A 25,068-nucleotide genomic window follows, 5' to 3' on the forward strand; every position below is an offset into this window, starting at 1 on the left:
ATTGATTTGCTCAAAAAATAAAACGACTAGGAAAACCTAATCGTTTCATCATATTATTCGTAACGTAATGCCTCAATTGGATCAAGCTTAGAAGCCTTATTAGCAGGAAGAACGCCGAAGACAATTCCGACTGCTGCTGAAAAGGCTAAACTTCCTAATACAACCGGTATTGATATTTCAGCTGTCATCTCTCCCATAACCTTTGTGGCGTTGAGAATAAACACAATGGCTTGAGCGATAGCTAAACCGATTGCTCCACCTAAAGTGGTCAAGACCATAGCTTCAATCAAGAACTGCATCAAGATATTTCCTCGGGTTGCCCCCAGAGCTTTACGAAGACCGATTTCACGTGTCCGCTCAGTCACAGATACCAACATGATGTTCATAACACCGATACCACCTACAAGAAGTGAAATTCCTGCAACAGCACCGATAAACGTAGTGACACCTGACATTTGGTTCTTAAAATCATCTAACATAGCTGACATATCATAGATATCATAACGGGCTTCCTTTAGACCTGTAATGTTGGTCAAGTATGCTGCGGCAGCCTGACCAACCTCAGCAGCTCTACTCACATCTTCTACATGGACATAAAGGCCACTATTTTCCTTGGTACCCATTTCAGCAGCTAGTTGCGTATTGGTCATAATGGCATTTCCGCCTGAGTTGAAACCATAGAGGGAAGTACCTGCTTTGGGATCTTTGTAAACACCAACTACAAGGTAAGAATTGGCATTGACATTGACGATTTGGTTGAGGGCTGCATCGGTTGAACCAAAAAGCTTCTCAGCCAAGGCAACATCCAACATGATAATACGGGAAAATCGGCTGTAATCGTTAGCTGTGAAACGACGGCCAGCCAAGATTTCTAATGCCTTTATGTCAAAATAGGATTGACTAACACCAGTAATAAAGACATTATCAGCTTGCGCATTGCCCGCTGCTACAGTAGAGGTACTTGAAGCACTAATGTAGTAGCCACTGAGCCCATCGATTTCCAAAAGCCCCTTTAACATTGTGTCCGTTACATCTGGCTCCTGTTCTTCAGAAGCCTCGCCAGGAACTGTGTACGTAAATGCACCCTGAGTTCGTTCTTCAGTTCCAACAAAGGGAGTAAAGTAGACCTGAACATTATTCTGATCACCAGCCAGAGACTTTTCAATACTCTTAGACATACCTGTTCCCATTGCTACAATGATCACAACAGAGGCCACACCGATGATAATACCTAACATAGTCAAAAGAGAACGCATCTTATGGGCTAGGATAGACTTGAGGGCAAATTTCCAGTTTTCCATCTATACCTCCTCCCTTCTACTATCTTCTGTAATGACACCGTCACGCAAGACTATTTTACGTTTGGCATAGGCAGCAATTTCAGGTTCGTGTGTAACCATGATAATGGTCTTTCCTTCATTATTCAACTCTGTCAAGAGTTCCATGATTTGCTCACCTGTTTTAGTATCCAAGGCACCTGTTGGCTCATCCGCCAAGATAATAGCTGGTGTATTGACCAAGGCACGCGCAATAGCCACCCTTTGTTTCTGTCCACCTGATAGCTCAGATGGCAGGTGAGTCATCCGCTCAGCCAACTCCACTTTTTCCAAATAACGTTTAGCTAATTTTTTCCGTTGATTGGCTGGAACTCCTGCATAAATCAAAGGCAATTCAACATTTTGAAGGGCATTGAGTTTTGATAGCAGGAAGAATTGTTGGAAGACGAAACCAATTTGGTCATTACGAACGGAGGCTAATTTCTTCTCAGACAGTTGACTGACTTCTTCACCTTCTAACCAATAGTTCCCTGAACTGGAACGATCTAAAAGACCGATAATATTCATCAAGGTTGATTTCCCTGAACCAGACGGTCCCATAATAGCAAGAAACTCACCTTCTTCCACCTCGAGATCTATATCTTTAAGGACACGAAGTTCTTGGTCACCGTTTTTATAGGATTTGTTTATATTGGTTAATCTAATTAGCTGGTTCTTCATAGGCTTCAACCTCTTTTCCTTCTTCAAGGTCTGGAGTTGGAATGGTGATGACCTGATCTCCTGCTGCAATACCTCCTGTCACCTCTTGGTTGAGAGCATCAGCATTTCCCAACGTTACTTCCACTTTTTTAGCTTTTCCTTCAACAATGGTCCACACAAAGTTTTTATCGCCTTCTGGTACAACTGCTGTTACAGGAATTAAAATATGGTTGGTAGTATTGACCACTTCAATATTCACAGTAAAACCTTGCTTCAATTCACCCAATTCACTGGTCAAGGCAGCCTTGAAAGGATATTTGGCACCTGAACCACCACCTGCACCTGCTACTGCACTTGCGGTTTGATCTGTTGCTGGATAATTTGAAATATAGGTAATCTTTCCAGTCCAAGACTTATCAGGATATACCTTGCTGGTCAATTTTACTTCTTGATCAACTGCAATATTTGCCAAATCATATTCCGTCAAATTTCCTGTCACTTGTAGGCTACCTTGGTTGACGATATGAACAACGGTCTGACTAGAAGTTGAACTCTTCGAAACTGATTTATTTACTTCAACAACCGTACCAGCTACTGTACTTGTAACTGTAGCTTCTTGCAAGGCTGTATACGCTTTATCCACAGCAGCTTGTGCATCTGCGTACGAATCATTCAAGTCTGCCAACTGCATATCTACTGAACGTTGAGCTGCAGCTGTTGCCGCTTCATCTGTTGCAGCATCACCCGTTGTTTGAACAGTCTGACCATTGTTTCTCAAATCATAAATCTGACGTCCAATCTTATCACGCCCACGAACAGCAGTATCCAAAGCAGACTGCAATTCTGTTGCATCATAGCGAATCAATGGTGTTCCTACTTCAACCTGAGTTCCTGGCTCAACTAAGACCTCGCTCAAATCTCCTTTTGAAGGATCATAGTAAACGTATTGTTCATCTGCTGCAGAAATCGTTCCTGTCAATAAGGTCGATGAAGCAATCGAGCCCTCTTTAGCTACTGTATAGGTCAAACTGGTCGCAACTTGCTCTGTAGAAGTCGGTGAGGAACCACCTAATACACCTCCAAATACCAAGGCACCACCAATTAAGGCGACAGCCGCAACACTGAGACCACTGAACAAAGCAATTTTAGCCTTCTTTGTCTTTAACATATGATACTCCTTTTCTAATTCAAAACATATTTATTTTGTATTGTCTTTATAATACACAAATACACGTTTTTTTGCAAGTGTTTTCTTAATTATTTTACAAAAAGTTCGGTATTTTTCCTACTTACAATTTTGTAAGAGAACGTAGCGGATTTTTGATTGATAAGTAAAAAAACGATAGAATGAAGATAATTATCATTTAGAGGAGAAAAACTCATGAAAGAATTTGATATTATTGCCATTGGTGGAGGCAGCGGCGGTATTGCTACTATGAACCGTGCTGCTATCTATGGGGCTAAGGCTGCTGTGATCGAAGGAAGCCACCTTGGCGGAACCTGTGTTAACCTTGGCTGTGTTCCTAAAAAAATCATGTGGTACGGTTCTCAAGTGGCTGAAGCCATTCACCACTATGGCCCTGAATATGGATTTACTAGCCAAGAAGTGACCTTTGATTTTGCCACCTTGCGTAAAAATCGCGAAGCCTATATTGAGCGTTCACGCGCATCCTACGGTAATACTTTTAACAATAACGGAGTAGAAGTTATCCAGGGTTTCGCACGTTTTGTGGATAATCAAACAGTTGAAGTCAATGGTGAGCTGATTCGTGCAAAACACATTGTTATCGCAACTGGCGCCAAACCGGTAGTCCCTGCTATTCCTGGTAGTGAGCTAGGGATTGTATCTGACGATGTCTTTGCATGGGAAGAATTACCTTCTTCTGTGGCTGTGATTGGTGCTGGTTATATCGCTGTAGAAATGGCTGGTCTCCTACATGGACTCGGTGTCCAAACAGACCTCTTTGTTCGTGGAAATCGCCCTCTTCGTAGCTTTGATACCTACATTATTGATGCCTTGATGGAAGAAATGCAACGTACCAACCTTCCACTCCATACTGGGAAAACTCCTGTCAGTCTTGAAAAAACTGATGATGGACAAATCCAGATTAACTTTGCTGACGGTAGTAACCATATTGCTCAGAAGGTCCTTTGGGCAATTGGACGTAAACCAAATATTGACAAACTCAACCTAGAAGCAACTAGTGTTCAACTTACTTCTTCAGGACATATTTCTGTCAATGAATACCAAGAAACAGCTGTACCAGGCATCTATGCCCTCGGTGATGTGACTGGTGAAAAAGAATTAACACCCGTTGCAATCAAGGCAGGTCGCCTTTTGGCAGAACGTTTATTTAACAATAAACCAACCGCAAAAATGGATTACACAACCATCCCAACTGTCGTCTTTTCTCACCCCGCTATCGGAACCGTTGGTCTAACTGAGGACGAAGCGATTGCCCAATACGGTCAGGACAATGTAAAAGTCTATACTTCAGCCTTTACTTCTATGTACACTGCCCTAGAAAATAATCGCCAAATGGCTAAGTTTAAATTAGTAACTGTGGGAGAAAATGAAAAAGTCGTTGGACTGCACGGCATTGGCTATGGTGTCGATGAAATGATTCAAGGATTCTCAGTTGCTATCAAAATGGGAGCTACAAAAGAAGAATTTGATGCCGTTGTCGCCATCCATCCGACAGGTTCTGAAGAATTTGTTACTATGCGTTAACTCAATTGAAAAAGTCCAGACATGAAGGTCAGCACTGTCTGGACTTTTTCTTATGGTAATATAGCAATTGCTCGCACTGGTGAACCCGAAGCCTTCTTCCAATGGGGAAAAGCGATTGAAATCAATGCGCCTGTAGGTGGTACCTGATCCAAGTTTGCCAATACTTCCAACTGATAAATATCTTTTGATAGGAGATAGTATTCTTCTGGTAAACTTCCTCCGTGTTTAGCTGCAGATACTCCTGAATCGGTATCCAATGTTTCATGGCCAACTGCTTTCACCTGACGTTCTTCAATCAAATATTCTAGAGCTTCATGACTCCATCCTGGTGTACGTTGAACTCCATCTTCGTCTAGATTACGAATGGCATCTTGACTAGGCCAGCGCTTTGACCAATCCGAACGAAAGGCAACAAAAGATTCTGGCGCTATCGGACCATATTCAGCCTCAAAGTCTAAAATATCCTGCTTAGTTATCTCATAGTCATTATTTTCTATAACAGCAGATGATTTATCAATAACGTAGAGTGGCAGGAGTAAATCTTTCAAATCAATCTCATCAAGATAACGACCTCCTTCTACAAAATGAATCGGAGGATCAATATGGGTTCCATACTGCCCCACAACCGTAAATTGTTCGACAAAGAAACCATCCTTATGAGTAAATAGGGCTTTCTTTTCGAGAGCTGGTAGCGCAGGGAAATGCGGGCTCTTTTCATTGATTTGGTGAGTCAAGTCTACCCAAGTTTTAGATTTAAGAGTACGGTAAATATCAAGTAATTCTGTCATAGAAATTCTCACTTTCTTTTTTTATTATTCTAGCATAAGTATAGGTTGTTTTACATATAATTTGTTGTTTTTTACTATATAAGTTTCTTATTAGCTGTTATAAAAATCACCTATAGAGTTGTTACATCCGATGAAAGAGCATTGACTTTCTTATCCAATCTCACTATAATTTTTGTTAACCATAAAATTTTAAGAGGATAACAGATGAAAACAACTTCTATCAAATCACTTGTTTATATCGCTATTGGAACAGCCTTAATTTCCACCCTTTCACAAATCAGTCTGTCTATCGGGCCTGTACCATTTACATTACAAACCCTAGCTATCGGCTTAGTAGCTTGTCTATACAAACCCAAGGAGGCAATTACAAGTGTCAGCTTATATCTAGTTCTTGGCGCTATCGGTTTACCTGTTTTTGCTGGTTTTTCTGGTGGCTTTGCTGCACTCACAGGACCGACATCTGGCTTTCTATGGGGGTTTCTACTCTACACTATCATCACTTCTGCCCTCACTAAATCAGACTCCTCACCAGTCACAATTTTTCTAGCCTGCCTACTAGGAACTGCAAGTTGCTTCCTTATAGGCTGTTTTGTATTTAAGCTAGTTTCAGGTGCCAGTTGGACTGACACTATCGGATGGACTGTTCTGCCTTTCATTCTTCCTGATTTAGCTAAAATTACACTAGTCATGATATGTCATCGTTTATTGCAACCTGTTATCAAAAAAGAAGCCTATTTTTCTTAGGCTTCCTTCATTTATTTATTAGCAAACGCATCCAAGAGAACTTGGAATTCTTCATTGCTGAGCGTGATTCCTTTACCCATCTTGGTATGGTCGGGACTCCAAGTTCGGATGTCATACTTGGCCGGTGCACCATTAAAGGATACACGATTGAGTTCCTTGGTCCATCCCTTTTCATTTTCAGATAGCACCAAGAGTTTTTCTTCAATTTCAAATGTAAATTCTGCCATTTGTTACCTCCTTCACTTATTTATTCGAAAAAACTTGTCATTTTTGCGAAAATTCGTTACTATAATTATACCAAGTTTGAAAGGATAATGCCATGAAGAGATTTTTGGAAGTCATTTTAGAGCAAGTCAATATCTTTTTGGGCAATAGCAAAGCTCCTAAGACCATTGAGCCTGACAGCAAGGAAGAGATTAAAAATAATTTGGAACTAGCCCTTTATAAGAAAGCCGCCATTCATGTTATCTACAACGACCGCAGTTTTACAGGCGATATTGTCAAATACGATAAGGAACGTCAACGAATCATCATGAAAAATTTCAAACGTCAGGTTACCAGCATTATAAAAATCGAGGACATCAATAAAGTCACCTTGGTTCCAGATAGCATCAAGACTTCTCAACAACAAACAAAAGGCTGAAATTTCAGCCTTGCAGATTGAAGAAAAAGTCCATTTTGGACAATTTTCTTCAATCTTTTTTCTTTATATTGAAAATTAAAAACTCTCAGAAACACCGAAATATCAATGTTTCTAAGAGTTTAATGACTTGCTATCTTTCGCAAACTTCTTCAATTTTTATATTTTTAAGAGTTTATCTACGTTCTGAAGCTGAAATTTCAGCCTTTTTATGTTTATGCACGAATAGTTAGGGATTGCCCGTCCTCTTGGTAGAGGTTGATGAGGCCAGATTTACAGGCACGAATCATATCGCCAGGATAGATTTCGCGGTCTAGTTTGATCGTCAAGAGTTCCATTGGCTTATTGGCTCGGTCAATCCTCTCACCTGTCGAATCACGAAGCTCTTTAATAGTGGTTTCAAAATGACGGAAACCTGGTCCGTAGAACTCCACTTGGTCACCTTCGTTGATGACATTGCGTTGGCGGATAGTGGCTGTCATGGTTTCCTTATCAAAGGCCACTACTTCGGCGATGAATTTGTATTCTGGAATCTTACGGCGAGCTCCAAAGAGTTGCTCATTTTCACTCGGTGGGCTATAGTAGAAACCTGTCGCCAATTCCCGTTGGGCAACCTTCCACATTTCATCAATCAGGTCTTGCTTGATCGCTTCAAACTTTTCTGGGCTTTCAAGATAAGCATCTACCGCAGCCTTGTAGCAGTTGGTCACTGTTGATACGTAATGGACAGATTTCATTCGACCTTCGATTTTCAGACTATCAACCCCATTTTCAATCATGTCTGGGATATGGTCGATCATACACATATCCACCGCAGACATAGAGAACTCCTCTGGTATTTCCCCCTTAATCGAACGGCGTTCTTCGCCAAATGGGAGGTCGTAGAGGTTGTACTTCCAGCGGCAAGACTGGGAACATCCGCCACGGTTGGCATCGCGTTTGCTCATGTGGTTGGAGAGAACGCAGCGACCTGAGTAGGAAATACACATGGCTCCGTGAACAAAGGCCTCAATCTCAACATCTGTCCGTTTACGGATTTCAGCCACCTCTTCCATGGTCACTTCGCGGGCCAGGACGACACGAGTCAAGCCCAATTCCTTCCAGAACTCGAAGGTCTCATAGTTGGTTGATGAAGCCTGGGTAGACAGGTGGATTTCAAGGCCTGGCGCTTCAGTAGCACAGATAACGATGAGGGCTGGGTCAGATACGATAACGGCATCCAAGCCCATGTCACGCAATTCACGGAACCAGGCTCCTGCTCCTTCTTCATTGCCTTCGTGGGTCACCATGTTGGCAGCAACATAGACCTTGGCGCCACGGGCGTGGGCATATTCAATCCCTTCCCGCATCTCGTCCATGGTAAAGTTACCAGCTCGGCTACGCAGACCGTAGGCCTGACCGCCGACAAAGACAGCATCGGCACCATAATCAATAGCAACCTTTAATTTTTCCAAAGTTCCAGCAGGTGACAAGACCTCGGGACGCTTTAATGTTTTTGACATCATGTAAAATCTCCTCTATTTGCGACGGTTTCCACATGAAACGATATTTTTTCATGTGGAGACCTAGTGCAGAGTTTAGAATATCGCCCAAAGGCATTTTCGTGCTCTGACCTTACATAGTAAGTGACAGAGCTAACTCTGCCAGGTTAAAGTAAATAAATTCTACTATAAATATTGTTATTTAACCTTATTGCGGTCAAATTCGTAGAAGCCTGTATCCAAACCACGTTCAGCTGGATGGAGCTTGCGAACCTGTTCATCCAAAAGGAAGGCCTGATCATAAGTGAAGTCGCCTTTTTCAATCAAATCTCTTGCTTGAACAAAAAGCTTAACAATTTCAACAAAGTTCTGACCAGGGCAATAGATACCATCAAGTTTCCAATTATGATAACCATGTTCATCTAATTCTGACAGCTTGGTCATCATATCAATGTCATTGTTAATAAAGATGTGGGTACCATGTTTGTCCTCAAAGATAGAATAGTGGCTATCTGGGTCGCTCGGCTCAGCTAAGAAAAGTCCGCGTCCACGTGACAAATCTGTCTCATCAGCCTTTGTAAAATTGTAGTAATTCTGTAACAAGGTCCGCTTGGAATGATGAATAACAGAGGCACCGTAGACCAAGATTTCCGCTGGCATTTCCAAGTTCTTAGCAATATCAAAGAGTTCTTCTGATGGAATCTCTCTTGCCAAAACAGCCTCTACTGCTCCATGATCTTTCCAAAAGTTAATCTGACGGCTGGAAGTCACAAAGACAGATGTATCATAGATTAGCTTGAAATTGTAGCCATCACGTTTATTGATATAGAAAATTCCAGTATCTCCGACAACCAGATAATCAACCTTGATTTCCCTCATTAGCTCCATAAACGGTTTGATATTGTCCATCATATCTTGGTGCATGAGGGCATTGGCAGCGACCGTCAATTCCTTCCCAGCGCTATGAACTAGCTCTGCTATTTCCCTGAGTTCATCATAGGTAAAATTTGTTGGGATGCGAAGGGCATGATCCTCTTCCCCAACATAAATACGGTCAACTCCTGCTGCAAGCAGTTCTTTGACCTGCTCAATACTTTCAGCTGTTGCTGTAATGATAATTTTTTCCATAAAGATAATTATATCAAAAAGAGAAATATCTGATAAGTGACCACCCGTATTTTAATGTTCAGACTTTTCTAATTTTTCTCTTGTAACATTATTGTAATATAAATGACATAAAAATTCAGCAATGTTATGGTACTCTTTAAGGAGCAGAAAAGGAGACGATATGGCATTAAGACACTATCAGTCCCATGAGTACCAGTACGAAGAGTATATCCCGAAAGAGAAAAAGGCTAATTTTCAAACCTATCAGGCAAAAAATACCAATAAAGAACGTCTAAAGGAATTGTTGTTTTTTGTTAATATCGCATTTTTTAGTTTGATAACAGTCATCGCTAGTTATGTCTATCTATCCGTAGGCATTCCTGTTTTTGTTGCCATCATATTGGCAAGTGCGACGGGTTTTCTTGGACTACGTTTGGTTCAAATTGGGCTAAAGAAGAAATTTAAACCCAAACAAGTTATAAGAAAAAATGAATAATGAAGTATAAAGGCAGAGAAGTTATCCTCTGCCTTTTTTGAATGAACTACCGCCGTCTGTGAACAATTGATTCTCTGCGCCTCTTAATATAGTCTGGTAATTTTCTATTTTATAATCTAAACGATCTAGAGCTTGCTGAATTTCCGACAAGCGTGACCGCAGTTCTTCCTGCTCTTCTTTTAGTAAATCAATCCGAGCTTCCACTGTACTATCTCCTGCCTGCACCAAGCCCATATACTCAATCAAGCGCTCAATAGACATACCAGCACTCCTAAAACAGCGGATAAATTCCAAAATGGCTACATCACTTTCCGAAAAGTTCCTTACTCCAGAAGATTTTCTTGCAATTTTGGGAATAAGTCCTATCCGCTCATAGTAGCGAATGGTATCTGCTGATAGACCTGTTACATCACTAACTTCTTTGATATTCATTCCAGGCTCCTTTCTTTGTTTTCGCTTATTATACACTTTGAAGTCCACTCCAGGTCAAGTCATTATATAAAAAATCTGGGTTTCCCCAGATTTGCCATCCTATAAATACTCGCCCTTGACAACAAAAAAAGTGCCACGAATCTCGCCTGCTAGTTTAGAGCGTTGGCGGGCAAACTTGAATTTGCCTTCAAATTCCTTGGGAATGTCAATGCCGTCTGACAATTTGAAACCGACCGCTCGTTTGCCTCCTTCTTCTAGCGTATAAAGGACATTGACAGCCAGGCCATTGTCATAAAAGACAAAAGACCAGAGAATGCCATCTACCTCAAGCTGAGCTACATTGAGTGGAGTGTAGGAAAAAGCCATGTCCCGCTCTGCCAGGACCTTCTCGATGAAGGGCAGGATTTCAGGCTTCTCTTCTGGTGTATAGACCACGAACTCCTGCTTGTATTTGTTCCAGAAATAGCGGGCTTCGTTGGCACGCAGACCTGCCAAAACTTCTGCGACTGGACTAGTTTCTAAGCCTGTCGTTTCGACTTCTTTGAAATTAACTGTATAGGACATTGTTTCTCCTTTAGTAAAAAAGCACCCGAAGGTGCTAGGTATTTATGCGTTGAATGCTTCTGTTAATTGTGGTACCACTTGCTTCTTACGAGAAACGGCACCAGCAAGGAAGGCATGGTTGTTTTCCAACTTAAAGTTGAAGGCTGCTTCCACCTTGTCCATGTTGCTTCCAAGGGCAAGGATTTCAGAGTTTGAGTTAACGATGTCTGTAATCATCAAAACAAAGTCAGAGTAGCCATTTGCTACTGATGCTGCTGTCATAGCTGCTTCGATTTCTGCTTGACGTTCCAAGACTTCTGCAATGTCCACTGTGTTGACTTGGGCTACACGCACGTCATTTCCGTTCAAACCAAAGGTTTTGGCATCGATGTCAATCAATTCTTCTGCCGACTTGCTGGCAAGGTTAGTTCCTGCTTTCAAGAGTGCCAAGCCGTATTCTTCCAAGTTCACACCAGCAATTTCAGCCAATTCAGCTGCTACTTGTGGATCTGTTGTATGAGTGGTTGGCGATTTAAGCAAGAGGGTATCTGAAATCAAACCTGATAGGAGAAGTCCAGCTACTTCTTTTGGAGGCGTCACACCATTTTCTTTGAAGGCACGATAAACGATTGAAGATGCTGAACCTACTGGCTCCAAACGCATGTACAATGGATTTGCCGTTTCAAAGTTTGCAACACGGTGGTGGTCAATAACAGCTGCTACTTCCACATCCTTGATGTCTGCGATTGATTGTTGGAATTCATTGTGGTCAGTCAAGATGACTTGGCTAACGCCTTCTGCCTTAGCAGACTCAACCACGCGCGGTGCAGTAACACCAAAATAGTCTAGCGCAAACGCTGTTTCTTCATTTGGTGTTCCAAGTGCAACTGCTTCCGCATCACGACCAAACACTTCACGCTCCAAGTGAGCCCAGCCGTATGATGATGCAATGGCATCTGTATCAGGATTTTGGTGACCAAAAACTAAAAATTTAGACATGTCTACAACCTCATTTTTTCTAATAATCTCCTATATTTTACCATAAACAAAGCCCAATGTGAACATGGACGGGTCAGGATTTGCCAAACGTTTTCAAAAAGAGTAAGATAGTAGGTAACAATGCAAAAGGAGAAAGTTATGAAATTTTCAGACTATACCTATGTCCGTCCCGATTATGAAGCCATCAAGGCTCAATTTACTGACCTAACCGACCAGTTAGCTCAAGCAAGTGACTTGGAAACAACTCGCACACTTGTTGCAGATATTACCAAATTGCTCAGCTTGGTCGATACCCAGTACAATCTCTGGATGATCCGCCACACCATCGATATGAACGATGAGTTCTACAATGAAGAAACCAAGTTTTGGAATGAATATTCGCCACTTTTTGAAGAATTGACCACCAACTACTACCGTGTCATCGTCCAGACGCCTTACAAGGAAGAGTTGTCTGACATCTTGCCTCAAACCTTCTTCATGCAGGCTGAGAACAAGCTCAAAACCTTCTCATCAGACGTCATTCCATTACTGCAAAAAGAAAATGAATTATCTGATGAATACAGCAAACTGATTGCGGGTGCAGAGATTGATTTCCAAGGTCAGACCTACAATTTGGCACAAATGGGACCATTTGGTCAATCAACCGACCGTGAAGTCCGCAAGGCTGCTTCTGCTGCCACAACTGCATTCTTTGAAAGCAAGGAAGCTGATTTTGACCGTGTTTACGATGAATTAGTCAAGGTCCGCACGGAAATCGCCCACAAACTTGGCTTCAAGGACTATGTAGAATACGGCTACCTCAAGATGAACCGTTTCGACTACAATCGTGACATGGTCAAGGTGTACCGTGAAGAAATCCTCAAACACATCGTACCAATTGTACAAAATCTGCGTCAACGCCAAGCCAAACGCTTGCAGGTACCAAGCCTCAAACATTACGACCTCAATCTTGAGTTCCTAGACGGCAATGCGGTGCCACAAGGTGACCCTGACTTTATCGTCAGCCAAGCCCAAGACATGTACCGCGAATTGTCCGCAGAAACAGGCGAGTTCTTCGATTTCATGATTGAGCATGAACTCTTGGACTTGGTTGCAAAACCAGGTAAAAACAGCGGTGGCTACTGTACCTATATCCCTGACTTCAAGAGCCCATTCATCTTCTCCAACTTCAACGGAACCAGCGGTGATATTGATGTCTTGACCCACGAAGCAGGTCACGCCTTCCAAGTATATCGTTCGCGTTGGATTCAAAGTCCAGAAGTTGTTTGGCCAACCTACGAAACCTGTGAAATCCACTCCATGTCTATGGAATTTATGACCTGGCCTTGGATGGACCGTTTCTTCAAGGAACAAGTTGATAAATATAAATTCACCCACTTGGCAAGTGCCCTTCTCTTCTTGCCTTACGGTGTCTTGGTGGATCACTTCCAGCACGAAGTCTATGAACATCCAGAGATGACACCAGCTGAACGCAAGGCGACTTGGAAAAAACTCCAAGATCTCTACTTGCCAGACCGTGACTATTCCGAGTCAGAAGCCCTCAACCGCGGTATCTTCTGGTATCGTCAAGGTCATATCTTTGCTAGTCCATTCTACTACATCGACTATACCTTGGCCCAAGTTTGTGCCCTCCAATTCTGGAAACGCACGCAGGTAGATCACGATGAAAATGCTTGGGAAGACTACATCCGTATCTGTGATTTGGGTGGCACCAAGTCCTTCTTGCAAGTGGTTGAAGCTGCAAACCTCCAATCACCGTTCAAAGAAGGGGCCCTCGAAAGCACAGCCAAGGCTGCTGCCGATTGGTTAAATGCAGTTAAGGATGACGAACTATAAAAGACAAAAATCTGAATGAGATATGAACTCATTCAGATTTTTTGACTATATGATACTTGTCCCTAACACATTAAATCTTTTTCGCAGCAATCTCCGACCTCTCACTATTATCCCTTAATTCTATTCAAGTACTCCTGATAGGTCTCTGTCTCCATCAAGGCCTTTGCATTTTCCACTCGAGCCTTCGTTGGGGGCTTAGTCCCCTCTAGCGGATAGGGTCTGCCAAGCTCACGCCACTTAAATTCACCAAGATTGTGATAAGGTAGTACCTCAAAACGTTCGACATTTTTTAATGTTTTAACAAACTTACCAAGTTCAATCAAGTCTTCATCTCTGTCCGTCAAGCCAGGCACCAAGACATGGCGAATCCATACAGGTTTGCCGATATCTGATAGGTAACGGGCGCACTCTAAGATGGTCTTATTACTATGACCAGTAACAATTCGATGCTGATCAGAATTAATCTCCTTAATATCCAAAAGCACCAAGTCTGTTACTTCCATCAAGCGATTGTATTTTTCCAAATAACGCTCAGTCGAGCGGAAAGTTAAAGCACAGGTATCCAAGGTTGTATGGATACCTTTTTCTTTGGCCAAGGTAAAGAGAGCAATCAAAAAATCTATCTGAATGGTCGCCTCGCCACCAGAAACGGTGATACCACCTTCTTTTCCCCAAAACATACGAAAACGCAGGGCTTCATTGAGCACATCTTCTGCAGTCCTCTCTGTTGCAACAGGATTGACCAAATCCCAAGTATCTGGGTTATGGCAATACTGACACCGCATGTGGCAGCCTTGCATAAAAACCACAAAACGCACACCAGGTCCATCAACAGAACCAAAACTCTCTGTGGAATGAACCAATCCAGTAACCTTACGATAATCAATTTCTGTCATCATCTCAACCTCATCACTTAATATGAATAGTATACCACAAAAATGAAAACGCTTCTATCATTTACTTTCTTTCATAACTATCACCTTCCTTAAGAAAAAAGCTAAAAGACTAGGTTGCCCTAGTCCTTATCGGTTTCTTCTTTCTCCAGTGGTGTAATCAAGAGTTTTAATTTTGTTACGCGACCATTTTTTACCTTATCGTTAATAAGAACCAGGTGGTGATCTTTACTATCCACTTCAAAGGAAACTTTCTCGTCTTGGCTCGGAATGGTACCGACTCCTGTTAGATAATAACCAGCAATCGTATCAACGTTATCACTTTCCAACTCCATCTCAAAATGCTCATTGAAGTCATTTAAGGTCATATTTCCTTGGACGATATAGGTGTTGTCAGCAATTTCTCGGACAAAAATTTCTGTCTTGTCCGTTTCGTCATCAATTTCACCGACAATTTCTTCCAGCAAATCTTCCAAGGTAACGAGACCTGCAACTCCACCATACTCATCTAACAAGATGGCCATTTGATTTTGGGTATTTCTCAACGATGTCAACAAATCATCCACGAAAATCGTTTCAGGAACGAAGAGAGGCTCCTGCATAATTCGGCGGATGTTGAGATTGTCAAAGCCATTACTGAAAGCTTCTGACAAAATTTTCTTGGTATGAATCAGACCAATGATATTGTCCTTATCGCCATCATAAACAGGGATACGTGAAAAATTCTGCTTGAGGATAGCTGCCATGATGGTTGCTGTATCATCCTCAATATCCACCATGAAAGCATCCGTACGGGGAACCATTACTTCACGTGCCATCAGCTCATCTAAAGAGAACACACCTTGAAGCATTTCGATTTCTTCGGCATCTAAGGTTTTCTCACTCTTTGTCAAAATATATTCAATTTCATCCCGTGTCATTTGCTCATCCGCATCATCAAAATTCATAGGAGTAATACGGCTGATAAGATTCGTTGCAGCTGATAATAACCACACGAACGGACTAACAATTTTTCCAAGGAAAATAATCACTGGTGCAGTGACTACTGCCAGATTTTCCTTCATATTCATGGCAATCCGCTTAGGGTACAATTCGCCAAGAACGATTGAAACGAAGGTCAACATAGCCAGTGCAAGCCAGTATCCTGCGGTTTGCGCTGTTGTTGAATTCCCCATCCATTTGGCAAATACAGCTCCCAAATCATTAGCCAAGCTGGCACCTGAAAGGATGGAGATGAAGGTAATACCGACCTGAATGGTTGATAGAAAATTGTTAGGATTCTCTAAAACTTGAAGCAAGCGAATGTATTTCTTCTCACCGTCTGCGGCCTTTTGTTCCACTCGAGAACGATTGAGGGATACAAGGGCCATTTCTGAGGCTGAAAAGAAGGCATTGAACAGGGTCAATAAGAATAAAATTAACAATTGTAAATAGATGGTCTGACTACCAGGGTCTTCCATGATGTTCTCCTATAATAAAATTAATAACATTTCCATTATACCACAAATTCTAAAATTTAACATATTTCTTGTTATAATTAGTCCCTCATGTCTGTTTATGTTACAATAATCAAAAGGAATAGGAGAGCAACTATGATTATTTCGATGAAGAATGTCCACTATAAACGACAAGGTAAAACTATTTTAGAAGACATCAACTGGGAATTTAGAAAAGGCGAGCGTTGGGCTATTTTAGGGCTAAATGGAGCTGGAAAGTCAACCCTCCTTCGTATTTTAATGGCTGAATTTTGGAAGACATCTGGTGACCTGACTGTTCTGGGGGTGGAATTTGGTAAGGGAGATATTCCTAGCCTACGCACTAAGATTGGTGTGGTCGGATCCTTTTTGGCAGAGCGATTTCCCATTGATTTGACAGCTGAGCAGATTGTCCTGACTGGAAAGTACAAATCCTCCATCCTCTACCGTGAATACGGTCGAGCTGATTTGGATGAAGCCATAGACATGCTCAAAACCATTAAGGCCGAGCACTTGATTGGTCGTACCTATGCTAGTTTGTCACAAGGAGAACGCCAACTCCTGCTGATCGCCCGAAGTTTGATGGAAGAGCCGGCTATTTTGATTTTAGACGAAGCTACTGTAGGCTTGGACCTTTTGGCACGCGAACGCTTACTCCACCACATCGACCACATCTGCCAGCTCCCAACAGCTCCTGCCATTATCTACGTCACCCATCACGCTGAAGAAATCACTGACAATTTCACCCATGTCCTCCTGCTCAAAGATGGGAAAGTCTTGGCACAGGGAGCAAAACAAGATATCCTGACACCTGAACTCCTCAGCGATTTTTATGGCAATCAGGTGGAATTGATTGACTTGGGTGAGGGAAGATTGTTCATTAAGCCTGTATTATAAAAAACAAATCCAGCCCTAGTTTGAGCTGGATTTTAATCGTTCCACCATGACCAAAAATGGTGGGGTATTAACTTGGTTGAGCGGTTTGTAGAGCATGGCTGTAAAGACGGTTTGGTCTAACTGGCTGATAAAGTCTAAAACTGCATCCTTCTCAAGAGCTCCACCCTCGTGACCATAGTAAATCATGATAGCCAAGCGACCTCCAACCACCAATCTATCCAGGACTTTCTCAATGGCCTGAAGGGTGGTTGCAGGCAGGGTAATGACTGACTTATCCGCCGAAGGTAGATAACCCAGATTGAAAATCGCTGCCTTGCATTCCTCTACATACTGGTCTAGGTTTTCGTGTCCTGTCAAAACCAATTGGGCATTGGTCAAGCCAGCTTTTTCTAGTTTTTCAGCCGTTGTGGTCAGGGCTTGTTCCTGAATATCAAAGGCCACAACTTTTCCTGCTCTCTGGGCTAAAAATAGCGTGTCATGGCCATTTCCCATAGTCGCATCGACCGCTAGGTCCTGGTCAGTTAAAATCTCATCTAAAAAGGCATGGGCCATGTGTAAAGGTCTAAGCATACTTTCTCCTAATTATCATCAATACATAAAATCTATCACATCTAGTATAGCATACTTTCCATCTTCAAAAAATTTTTTAAAATCTACTCATTTTCTTCTTCCATTTACGAATAAATAGGTATGAAGACAATTATTCTATTTTTCCTTGGAGCTTCTATCGGCTCCTTCTTGGGATTAGTCATCGACCGTTTCCCTGAACAGTCCATTATCGCCCCCTCTAGTCACTGCAATGCCTGCAAGCGACGGCTCAAGGCCTGGGACTTAATTCCAGTCCTATCCCAGCTTTCGACAAAATCCAAATGCCGTTACTGCAAGGCGAAGATACCTTATTGGTATCTGGGACTAGAATTCTTAGCTGGTCTAGTTGTCCTGCTCTGCCATTTTCAAATCCTAAACCTGACCGAAACCATTCTCATCTTGGCAGGACTAGTTTTGACCATTTACGACATCAAACATCAGGAATATCCTTTTGCTGTTTGGCTTGTTTTTACTTTTATAGCTCTGGTACTCTCCCAGCTCAACTGGCTCTTCTGTGGCTTTTTACTCTTGGCCTATCTGACTGAAAAATGGCAAATCAGTATTGGTTCTGGTGACTTTCTCTATCTGGCAAGTTTGGCCTTAATATGTGGATTTACAGAACTCCTCTGGATTATCCAGATTAGTTCCCTCCTAGGGCTTCTTGTCTTCGCCATTTTCAAACCCAAGTCTATTCCCTACGTACCACTCCTTTTTCTTTCAAGTATTCCTATCATTCTGTGCATCTAAATCGAGTTTTTCTCGATTTTTTTGTTATAATAGAAGGCATATTAGAGTTCAACTCCATCAAAATAATTGGAGTGCCTCCTTGATCGGAAGGCAAAAGGAGAAACGTTATGACACTATTTAAGGATGACAGTTTAACCCTGCATACCGACCTTTATCAAATCAATATGATGCAGGTCTATTTTGACCAAAACATCCACAATAAACACGCTGTATTCGAAGTCTATTTCCGTTCACAACCTTTTAAAAATGGCTACGCTGTATTTGCCGGTTTGGAACGCGTTGTAAACTACCTCAACAATCTCAGCTTTAGCCAGACAGATATTGACTATTTGACTGAATTAGGCTATCCTAAGGATTTCCTTGATTACTTGTCCCAATTGGAAATGACTCTCACTGTCCGTTCGGCTAAGGAGGGCGACCTGGTCTACGCTAACGAACCCATTCTTCAAATCGAAGGACCATTGGCACAATGCCAACTAATCGAAACTGCCCTCTTAAACATCGTCAACTACCAAACCCTGATTGCTACAAAAGCTCGCCGTATCAAGGCTGTCATTGAAGATGAGCCTTTGATGGAATTTGGCACTCGCCGTGCCCAAGAAATGGATGCTGCTATCTGGGGGACTCGAGCAGCCTTTATTGGTGGAGCATCTGCGACTTCCAATGTTCGAGCTGGCAAAATCTTCGGCATCCCTGTCGCTGGTACCCATGCCCACGCCTTGGTTCAAACATACGGAGATGATTACAAGGCTTTCAAAGCCTACGCTGAAACCCATCATGACTGTGTCTTCCTCGTTGATACCTATGATACGCTTCGTATTGGTGTTCCAGCAGCCATCAAGGTTGCCAAAGAAATGGGAGATAAGATTAACTTCAAAGGGGTTCGGATTGATTCAGGCGATATGGCCTATATTTCCAAGAAAGTTCGTCAGCAATTAGATGATGCAGGTTTTACAGATGCGAAGATTTACGCATCTAATGACCTGGATGAAAATACCATCCTCAACCTCAAAATGCAAAAGGCAAAAATTGATGTCTGGGGAGTTGGTACCAAACTCATCACCGCCTACGACCAACCTGCCTTGGGCGCTGTCTACAAGATTGTATCCATCGAAGATGAAGATGGAAATATGCGTGACACCATCAAGCTGTCTTCTAATGCGGAAAAAGTCTCCACTCCTGGTAAGAAACAGGTTTGGCGCATCACCTCCAAAGAAAAAGGGAAATCAGAAGGGGACTACATCACCTTTGCGGACACTGACGTCACACAGATGGATAATATCTATATGTTCCATCCAACTTACACCTACATCAATAAAACCATCGAGAACTTTGATGCACGTCCTCTCCTAGTTCCTATTTTCGAAAAAGGAAAACAGGTCTATAAACTTCCAAGCCTAGCGGAAATTCAAACCTATGCCAATCAAGAATTTGATAAGCTCTGGGATGAATACAAACGTGTGCTCAACCCACAGCTCTATCCAGTCGACTTGGCACAAGATGTTTGGGATAATAAGATGAACCTCATCAATCGTATTCGCAAACAAACTCAGACCAAATCCATCTAAGAAAGGTATGTTATGACCCTACAGGAAACAATCATCAAAGAATTAGGTGTCAAGTCACATATTGACCCCAAAGAAGAAATCCGTCGCTCCATCGACTTTCTCAAAGACTACCTGAAAAAACACCCATTTTTGAAAACCTATGTCTTGGGGATTTCTGGTGGACAAGATTCGACCTTGGCTGGTCGTTTGGCTCAGCTGACTATGGAAGAAATGCGGGCGGAAACAGGTGACGATTCTTATCAATTTATCGCTATCCGCCTCCCTTACGGTGTGCAAGCTGACGAGTCTGACGCCCAAGCAGCCCTAGCCTTTATTCAACCAGATGTCAGCTTAACCATCAACATCAAGGAATCAACAGATGCAATGGTGGCTGCAGTCAATGCAAATGGGCTTACTATGTCTGATTTTAATAAGGGAAATGCTAAAGCCCGCATGCGTATGATTGCCCAATATGCTGTTGCTGGTGAACGCAAGGGGGCTGTTATTGGAACTGACCATGCAGCTGAAAATATCACTGGCTTCTTTACCAAGCACGGAGACGGCGGTGCAGACATTCTCCCCCTCTTCCGCCTCAATAAACGCCAAGGAAAACAGCTTCTAGCTGAACTGGGGGCAAATGAAAAACTCTACCTCAAAGTTCCTACTGCGGACTTGGAAGAAGACAAACCTGGCCTTGCTGACGAAGTCGCTCTCGGTGTTACCTATAACCAAATCGACGACTATCTTGAAGGCAAAACCATCGACCCTCAAGCCCAAACCATTATCGAAGGATGGTGGAACAAAACAGCCCATAAACGCCACCTGCCAATTACTATTTTTGATGATTTTTGGAAATAACAAACATCCCCTGACGATATGCAACCGTCAGGGGATTTCTTTTATCTACTCTCCAAATAATCCGCAATCGCTGCGACATCCTTGTCTCCTCGACCGGATACATTGATAATAATGATTTTATCTTTATCTAGTTGTGGTGCTAATCGAATAGCTTCTGCAATCGCATGAGAAGATTCAATGGCTGGAAGAATTCCTTCTGTACGGCTAAGTGTTAAAAGAGCATTGACAGCTTCATCATCTGTTGCTGCGACATAATTAACACGCCCAGTTTCCTTATAGTGGGCATGTTCTGGGCCAACACCTGGATAGTCCAAGCCTGCTGAAATGGAATAAACAGGTGCTACTCCACCATTTTCATCAAAGAGGGAGATTGTCTTCATCCCGTCAACAACACCAACTGTTCCCTTAGTCATAGTCGCTGCATGTAGCTCTGTATCAACACCTTTACCAGCAGCTTCTACACCGATAAGCTTGACTGACTCATCTGGTAAATATTGAGAAAATGCACCGATGGCATTGGAACCGCCACCCACACAGGCAATAACGTAGTCTGGCAAACGACCTTCTTTTTCTAAAATCTGACGGCGAGATTCTAGACTAATAATCTTTTGAAACTCATGGACAATCGTCGGATAGGGATGAGGACCGACTGCTGATCCCAAAACATAGAAGGCATCTAAATCTGCCATCCAAGCACCGAATGCCGCATCAACGGCCTCTTTCAAGGTTTGAGTTCCATCCGTTACAGCATGAACACGCGCCCCCATCATCTCCATTCGGAAAACATTAAGGCGTTGGCGTTTGACATCTTCTGCCCCCATATAAATATCACAGCCCAAACCAAATCGTGCCGCAACAGCAGCAGTCGCAACCCCATGTTGACCAGCACCAGTTTCTGCAATCACTCGAGTTTTCCCCATTCTTTTTGCCAACAAAATTTGCCCCAGCACATTGTTTAACTTATGAGAACCTAAGTGATTCAAATCTTCCCGTTTGAGATAAATTTTCGCTCCACCAAGCTCCTTGGTCAATGATTCCGCAAAATACAATGGCGTTTCACGACCAGCATAATCTTTCAGATAAGCTTGGTATTCCGCCAAAAATTCTGGATCATTGCGGTACTGTTCAAACGTTTCCTCCAACTGATCCAACAAAACCTGAATTTGCTCTGGTACAAAACTTCCACCAAATTGTCCAAAATAACCTTTTTCTGTCATATAATTCCCTCTTTCTATTTCCTTTATTCTGAGATTTTTCTACTAACAACATCCATCATTTATTAAAAATTGCTACGCCATCGTTTCATATTGCTTACCTCGTAATATCTATCATCATCGAAATAGATTACTTTTTTGATAAGAGACCAAGGCCAGACATAAATCAAGTTAGACAAGCTGATCGTGACAAAATATAAAAGCAATCTACAAAGACAATGAAAAAGCCCCCGCAGGAAAAAACAACCTGCGAGGGCGTCAATGACACGGTGCCACCTCACTTATGGATTCGACTAGAAAATCCATAACTCTTTCTCCTCTGACAAGGAGATGCACGATAAGGGGTGCGGACCGAATTCTCATTGTTTCGAATTCACTTACCCAAACGTAAACCAGAAAACGATTTTGAAAGTATTTCCTACATTTGGTATCAGCCCATTTCATAAAACTCCGCCACCTGTTCTCAGCACCACAGGCTCCCTGAAGACTTCTGCTTTACTACTTCTTCTGATTTAAAGAGATTATACGGTATCTACTCAAGATTGTCAATAGATTTTTTGAAATTTTCTAAAAAATTTGAAAATTCATTCAATTACACCTATCTTTCTATCTGTCGTCTCTTGTTCTAGATAATAGGATGCCAATTCCTTTTTGAAGATAGGTAAATAATAGATAAGCCAAGACACCGCCTAGAGTATTGGTCCAGAGGTCATCCACTTCAAACACTCGCCCCGCATCGATGAGCAGGTCTAGCAAGAGCTGAGTAGACTCGATAAACAAGCTCATACAAAAACTATAGCGAATAACTGCTCGAAGGCTCCGCCATTCTTCCCGAAGGAATAAGAGAAGAAAAATAAGAGGAAAGAGCAGAAAAATATTGGTGATGTTCTGCAGGAAAATCCAGCCAAGGTCCGCCAGACTATCCACCTTATCCCCATTGACAATGCTGTTGAAAGGGGTAGGCAGAAGATAGAGCCGTCCAATCTGAATAATTCCTGGTGTGGAGAAATCCTTGTATTGAGGATACCAAGACTGAGGTAGGAAACAGAGTAAAACAATAGCCAGAGCATAGGCTCCAGCTAAGGTCTTACAAATCTGTCTTCCTAGCTTGGTCAAGTTTCCATCTGCTTGGAAGAATGTTCTCATGCTCCAATACCTGCCTTGGCTTTGGCTGCTGCAATACGAGCACGCGCTTTTTCACGGTCCTTTTTGAGGGTATTGGAACGCAATTGACCACAAGCTGCATCGATATCTGTACCATGTTCCTGACGAACGACACAGTTGACCCCGTTTTTCTTCAAGACATCAAAGAAAGCCAAGGTCCGTTCTCTAGTTGAACGGCTGTACTGGTCATGCTCACTTACAGGATTGTATGGAATCAAGTTGATATAAGACAATTTACGGATGTTCTTGGTTAAGTCAGCCAATTCCTGAGCTTGTTCCACTCCATCATTGACCTCATTGAGCATGATGTATTCAAAAGTCACACGACGGTTGGTCACCTTGATATAGTCTTCAATCGCTTCAAACAAGACTTCAATTGGATAGCGACGGTTGATCCGCATGATGCTGGAACGAAGGTCGTTATTTGGTGCGTGAAGGGATACTGCCAAGTTAACTTGAACACCCTCACGAGCAAAATCACGGATTTTCGGTGCCAAACCTGATGTTGACACTGTGATATGACGAGCTCCGATTGCCAAGCCCTTATCATCATTGACCACACGTAGGAAGGTCATAACATTGTCATAGTTATCCAATGGTTCACCAATCCCCATCACAACGATATGGCTGACACGCTCATTCTGATTGCGCTCATCTAGGTATTTCTGTACCAACATAATCTGAGCCACGATTTCACCGCTGGTCAAGTCCCGTTGTTTCGGAATCAAACCAGAGGCACAGAATGTACAGCCGATATTACAGCCAACTTGTGTCGTTACACAGACAGAAAGGCCATAGTGCTGGTGCATGAGAACTGTCTCAATCAACATGCCATCTGGCAGTTCAAAGAGGTATTTGATAGTACCGTCCTTAGACTCCTGTACAATCCGTTGTTTGAGCGGGTTAACTACAAAATGTTCTTCCAACTTTTCAATCAAAGATTTTGGCAAGTTGGTCATTTCCGCAAAGGATTGGACACGAGAACGGTAAAGCCATTCCCAAATTTGAGTGGCACGGAACTTCTTCTCTCCGTTTTCTAAAATCCAATCAACCAGATTGGCTTGACTAAATGCATAAATTGATGGTTTCATATTTCTCCCTATTTCTGGCGGATAACAAAGTTACGCTTCACTTCATTCATCTCACGCTTGCTCTGCTTACGCTCACGTTTTTGAGAACGCTCCGTTTGACTCGCCTTAACACCAGCATTCTTCATAGTAAAATGACGCTGTTCCGACTGTTTGTTCTGCTGCTTCCCTTTTTTCTGACGGTCATTGCGATTACTTTTGTTTTCTTTTGGCGCAATAGGCTCCGTCCGCTGCTGATTTCTGTTCCGATTGCGAGAACGACTCCGCTTGCGACGCGGTCTATCCTCCTCCTCAGCAGGCAAGTCTTGTGGATTTGGATTGGCTAAGACGAAATAAGCACAACCAAAATTACAATACTCCGTCAAATAGTCATCCAAGCGACTGATTTTTAAGTCTGATTTAACATTTTTATCGTCTGTATAGAATCCCCTTAATCTCAGCTGCTCATTGCCCCAATCTCCCACGATATAATCAAACTTGAGCATGAGTTGTGAAAAACGTTGACCAAAAATCGTCTGGTCAAAAGCATTCTTGTAATCTTCCAAAAGGTCCAATTCAATATTTTCAGATACAACCTTATCTCCGACACGAGCAAAACTCGGACCAGGGTATTTATTATAGTTATACATCTCAGGTGAAATTTCTTTTTTCATTTGTCCTCCTATCTTATAAAATCTTCATACGTAAAAATCATTTGATTAATAATCTATCTGGTCAGAATCTAAATTCTCACACTTAACCTTATCATTATAACACGATTTATCTGGAAATTCTTCTACTTTACCATTTAGGAGAAATTTCTGACAATTATAATATTATTCTCT

At 42.2% G+C, this 25,068-nt stretch carries 26 protein-coding genes; 9 read left to right on the forward strand and 17 right to left on the reverse strand.

The window, feature by feature from the left end; all coding sequences use genetic code 11:
• Window positions 1-53: 53 nt before the first annotated feature.
• The 3 genes from SST62_RS0103580 to SST62_RS0103590 are packed head-to-tail and all read right to left on the reverse strand — an operon-like array spanning window position 54 to window position 3,144.
• Window positions 54-1,301 carry an ABC transporter permease gene (locus SST62_RS0103580; RefSeq protein ID WP_029186326.1) on the reverse strand — a complete coding sequence of 416 codons (1,248 nt, stop codon included), beginning with the start codon at window positions 1,299-1,301 and terminating at the stop codon, window positions 54-56.
• Window positions 1,302-1,997 carry an ABC transporter ATP-binding protein gene (locus SST62_RS0103585; RefSeq protein ID WP_029172991.1) on the reverse strand — a complete coding sequence of 232 codons (696 nt, stop codon included), beginning with the start codon at window positions 1,995-1,997 and terminating at the stop codon, window positions 1,302-1,304. It abuts the gene before it with no gap.
• Window positions 1,978-3,144, reverse strand: a complete 1,167-nt coding sequence (locus SST62_RS0103590; protein WP_029186327.1) for an efflux RND transporter periplasmic adaptor subunit — start codon at window positions 3,142-3,144, stop codon at window positions 1,978-1,980. The genes SST62_RS0103585 and SST62_RS0103590 overlap by 20 nt, the downstream gene beginning before the upstream one ends.
• A gap of 213 nt (window positions 3,145-3,357) precedes the next feature.
• On the opposite strand from SST62_RS0103590, the gene gorA reads away from it, so the two are divergent.
• Window positions 3,358-4,707, forward strand: a complete 1,350-nt coding sequence (gorA, locus tag SST62_RS0103595) for a glutathione-disulfide reductase (protein ID WP_029186328.1) — start codon at window positions 3,358-3,360, stop codon at window positions 4,705-4,707.
• Window positions 4,708-4,757: 50 nt separating this feature from the next.
• On the opposite strand, the gene SST62_RS0103600 is transcribed toward gorA, so the two are convergent.
• Window positions 4,758-5,495 (reverse strand): cyclase family protein, encoded by a 738-nt coding sequence (locus tag SST62_RS0103600; protein ID WP_029186329.1) that lies wholly within the window; start codon window positions 5,493-5,495, stop codon window positions 4,758-4,760.
• Between the two features lie 204 nt (window positions 5,496-5,699).
• On the opposite strand from SST62_RS0103600, the gene SST62_RS0103605 reads away from it, so the two are divergent.
• The gene (locus SST62_RS0103605) at window positions 5,700-6,239 is read left to right on the forward strand and encodes a biotin transporter BioY (RefSeq protein WP_029186330.1); all 540 of its coding nucleotides are present in this window, start codon (window positions 5,700-5,702) and stop codon (window positions 6,237-6,239) included.
• A gap of 11 nt (window positions 6,240-6,250) precedes the next feature.
• Here the strand turns inward: SST62_RS0103605 and SST62_RS0103610 are convergent, their stop codons facing one another.
• Entirely contained in the window at window positions 6,251-6,466 is a 216-nt protein-coding gene (locus SST62_RS0103610; RefSeq protein WP_024384626.1) for a YdbC family protein, read from the reverse strand.
• 92 nt (window positions 6,467-6,558) lie between these two features.
• Here SST62_RS0103610 and SST62_RS0103615 point away from each other — a divergent pair, with 92 nt between their 5' ends.
• The gene (locus SST62_RS0103615) at window positions 6,559-6,882 is read left to right on the forward strand and encodes a hypothetical protein (RefSeq protein ID WP_029186331.1); all 324 of its coding nucleotides are present in this window, start codon (window positions 6,559-6,561) and stop codon (window positions 6,880-6,882) included.
• A 212-nt stretch (window positions 6,883-7,094) separates the two neighbouring features.
• Here the strand turns inward: SST62_RS0103615 and SST62_RS0103620 are convergent, their stop codons facing one another.
• Window positions 7,095-8,381: a peptidase U32 family protein gene (locus SST62_RS0103620; protein ID WP_024375878.1), complete on the reverse strand. Its 1,287-nt coding sequence runs from the start codon at window positions 8,379-8,381 to the stop codon at window positions 7,095-7,097.
• 177 nt (window positions 8,382-8,558) lie between these two features.
• Window positions 8,559-9,488, reverse strand: a complete 930-nt coding sequence (locus tag SST62_RS0103625; RefSeq protein ID WP_002942891.1) for a peptidase U32 family protein — start codon at window positions 9,486-9,488, stop codon at window positions 8,559-8,561.
• A 160-nt stretch (window positions 9,489-9,648) separates the two neighbouring features.
• Here SST62_RS0103625 and SST62_RS0103630 point away from each other — a divergent pair, with 160 nt between their 5' ends.
• On the forward strand, window positions 9,649-9,963 hold the full coding sequence (locus tag SST62_RS0103630; protein ID WP_002938687.1) for a DUF3270 domain-containing protein: 315 nt from the start codon (window positions 9,649-9,651) through the stop codon (window positions 9,961-9,963).
• Window positions 9,964-9,984: 21 nt separating this feature from the next.
• Here the strand turns inward: SST62_RS0103630 and nmlR are convergent, their stop codons facing one another.
• The 3 genes from nmlR to SST62_RS0103645 form a co-directional block, all read right to left on the reverse strand.
• Complete coding sequence (gene nmlR / locus SST62_RS0103635) at window positions 9,985-10,395, reverse strand: stress response transcriptional regulator NmlR (protein ID WP_002942889.1); 411 nt, start codon at window positions 10,393-10,395, stop codon at window positions 9,985-9,987.
• A gap of 99 nt (window positions 10,396-10,494) precedes the next feature.
• The gene (locus SST62_RS0103640; RefSeq protein ID WP_029186332.1) at window positions 10,495-10,959 is read right to left on the reverse strand and encodes a hypothetical protein; all 465 of its coding nucleotides are present in this window, start codon (window positions 10,957-10,959) and stop codon (window positions 10,495-10,497) included.
• A gap of 42 nt (window positions 10,960-11,001) precedes the next feature.
• Window positions 11,002-11,937, reverse strand: coding sequence for a manganese-dependent inorganic pyrophosphatase (locus tag SST62_RS0103645; RefSeq protein ID WP_029186333.1), 936 nt, complete (start codon window positions 11,935-11,937; stop codon window positions 11,002-11,004).
• Between the two features lie 138 nt (window positions 11,938-12,075).
• Here SST62_RS0103645 and SST62_RS0103650 point away from each other — a divergent pair, with 138 nt between their 5' ends.
• Complete coding sequence (locus SST62_RS0103650) at window positions 12,076-13,773, forward strand: M3 family oligoendopeptidase (RefSeq protein WP_029186334.1); 1,698 nt, start codon at window positions 12,076-12,078, stop codon at window positions 13,771-13,773.
• Between the two features lie 107 nt (window positions 13,774-13,880).
• Here SST62_RS0103650 and pflA read toward each other — a convergent pair whose 3' ends face one another.
• Window positions 13,881-14,672, reverse strand: a complete 792-nt coding sequence (gene pflA, locus SST62_RS0103655; RefSeq protein WP_029186335.1) for a pyruvate formate-lyase-activating protein — start codon at window positions 14,670-14,672, stop codon at window positions 13,881-13,883.
• 116 nt (window positions 14,673-14,788) lie between these two features.
• On the reverse strand, window positions 14,789-16,126 hold the full coding sequence (locus SST62_RS0103660; RefSeq protein ID WP_002942867.1) for a hemolysin family protein: 1,338 nt from the start codon (window positions 16,124-16,126) through the stop codon (window positions 14,789-14,791).
• 132 nt (window positions 16,127-16,258) lie between these two features.
• Here SST62_RS0103660 and SST62_RS0103665 point away from each other — a divergent pair, with 132 nt between their 5' ends.
• Window positions 16,259-17,038 (forward strand): ABC transporter ATP-binding protein, encoded by a 780-nt coding sequence (locus tag SST62_RS0103665; RefSeq protein ID WP_029186336.1) that lies wholly within the window; start codon window positions 16,259-16,261, stop codon window positions 17,036-17,038.
• Window positions 17,039-17,053: 15 nt separating this feature from the next.
• Here SST62_RS0103665 and SST62_RS0103670 read toward each other — a convergent pair whose 3' ends face one another.
• Entirely contained in the window at window positions 17,054-17,608 is a 555-nt protein-coding gene (locus SST62_RS0103670) for a tRNA (mnm(5)s(2)U34)-methyltransferase (protein ID WP_024390096.1), read from the reverse strand.
• 120 nt (window positions 17,609-17,728) lie between these two features.
• Between SST62_RS0103670 and SST62_RS0103675 the strand changes: the two genes are divergently transcribed.
• The 3 genes from SST62_RS0103675 (at window position 17,729) to nadE (ending at window position 20,778) form a co-directional block, all read left to right on the forward strand.
• Window positions 17,729-18,373, forward strand: a complete 645-nt coding sequence (locus tag SST62_RS0103675) for a prepilin peptidase (RefSeq protein ID WP_029186337.1) — start codon at window positions 17,729-17,731, stop codon at window positions 18,371-18,373.
• 107 nt (window positions 18,374-18,480) lie between these two features.
• Entirely contained in the window at window positions 18,481-19,941 is a 1,461-nt protein-coding gene (locus SST62_RS0103680; RefSeq protein WP_029186338.1) for a nicotinate phosphoribosyltransferase, read from the forward strand.
• Window positions 19,942-19,953: 12 nt separating this feature from the next.
• Window positions 19,954-20,778: an ammonia-dependent NAD(+) synthetase gene (gene nadE, locus SST62_RS0103685; RefSeq protein WP_029179797.1), complete on the forward strand. Its 825-nt coding sequence runs from the start codon at window positions 19,954-19,956 to the stop codon at window positions 20,776-20,778.
• A 41-nt stretch (window positions 20,779-20,819) separates the two neighbouring features.
• Here nadE and trpB read toward each other — a convergent pair whose 3' ends face one another.
• From trpB to SST62_RS0103710, 4 genes are all read right to left on the reverse strand, one after another.
• The gene (trpB, locus tag SST62_RS0103690; protein WP_029186339.1) at window positions 20,820-21,995 is read right to left on the reverse strand and encodes a tryptophan synthase subunit beta; all 1,176 of its coding nucleotides are present in this window, start codon (window positions 21,993-21,995) and stop codon (window positions 20,820-20,822) included.
• A gap of 603 nt (window positions 21,996-22,598) precedes the next feature.
• Window positions 22,599-23,138, reverse strand: a complete 540-nt coding sequence (locus SST62_RS0103700; RefSeq protein WP_029186340.1) for a VanZ family protein — start codon at window positions 23,136-23,138, stop codon at window positions 22,599-22,601.
• On the reverse strand, window positions 23,135-24,247 hold the full coding sequence (rlmN, locus tag SST62_RS0103705; RefSeq protein ID WP_029186341.1) for a 23S rRNA (adenine(2503)-C(2))-methyltransferase RlmN: 1,113 nt from the start codon (window positions 24,245-24,247) through the stop codon (window positions 23,135-23,137). The genes SST62_RS0103700 and rlmN overlap by 4 nt, the downstream gene beginning before the upstream one ends.
• Window positions 24,248-24,255: 8 nt before the next feature.
• Complete coding sequence (locus SST62_RS0103710; protein WP_014638483.1) at window positions 24,256-24,897, reverse strand: YutD family protein; 642 nt, start codon at window positions 24,895-24,897, stop codon at window positions 24,256-24,258.
• Between the last annotated feature and the right edge of the window lie 171 nt (window positions 24,898-25,068).

Origin of the sequence: Streptococcus suis YS56 (assembly GCF_000440115.1) — a bacterium.
In the GTDB taxonomy this organism is placed as follows: domain Bacteria; phylum Bacillota; class Bacilli; order Lactobacillales; family Streptococcaceae; genus Streptococcus; species Streptococcus suis_L.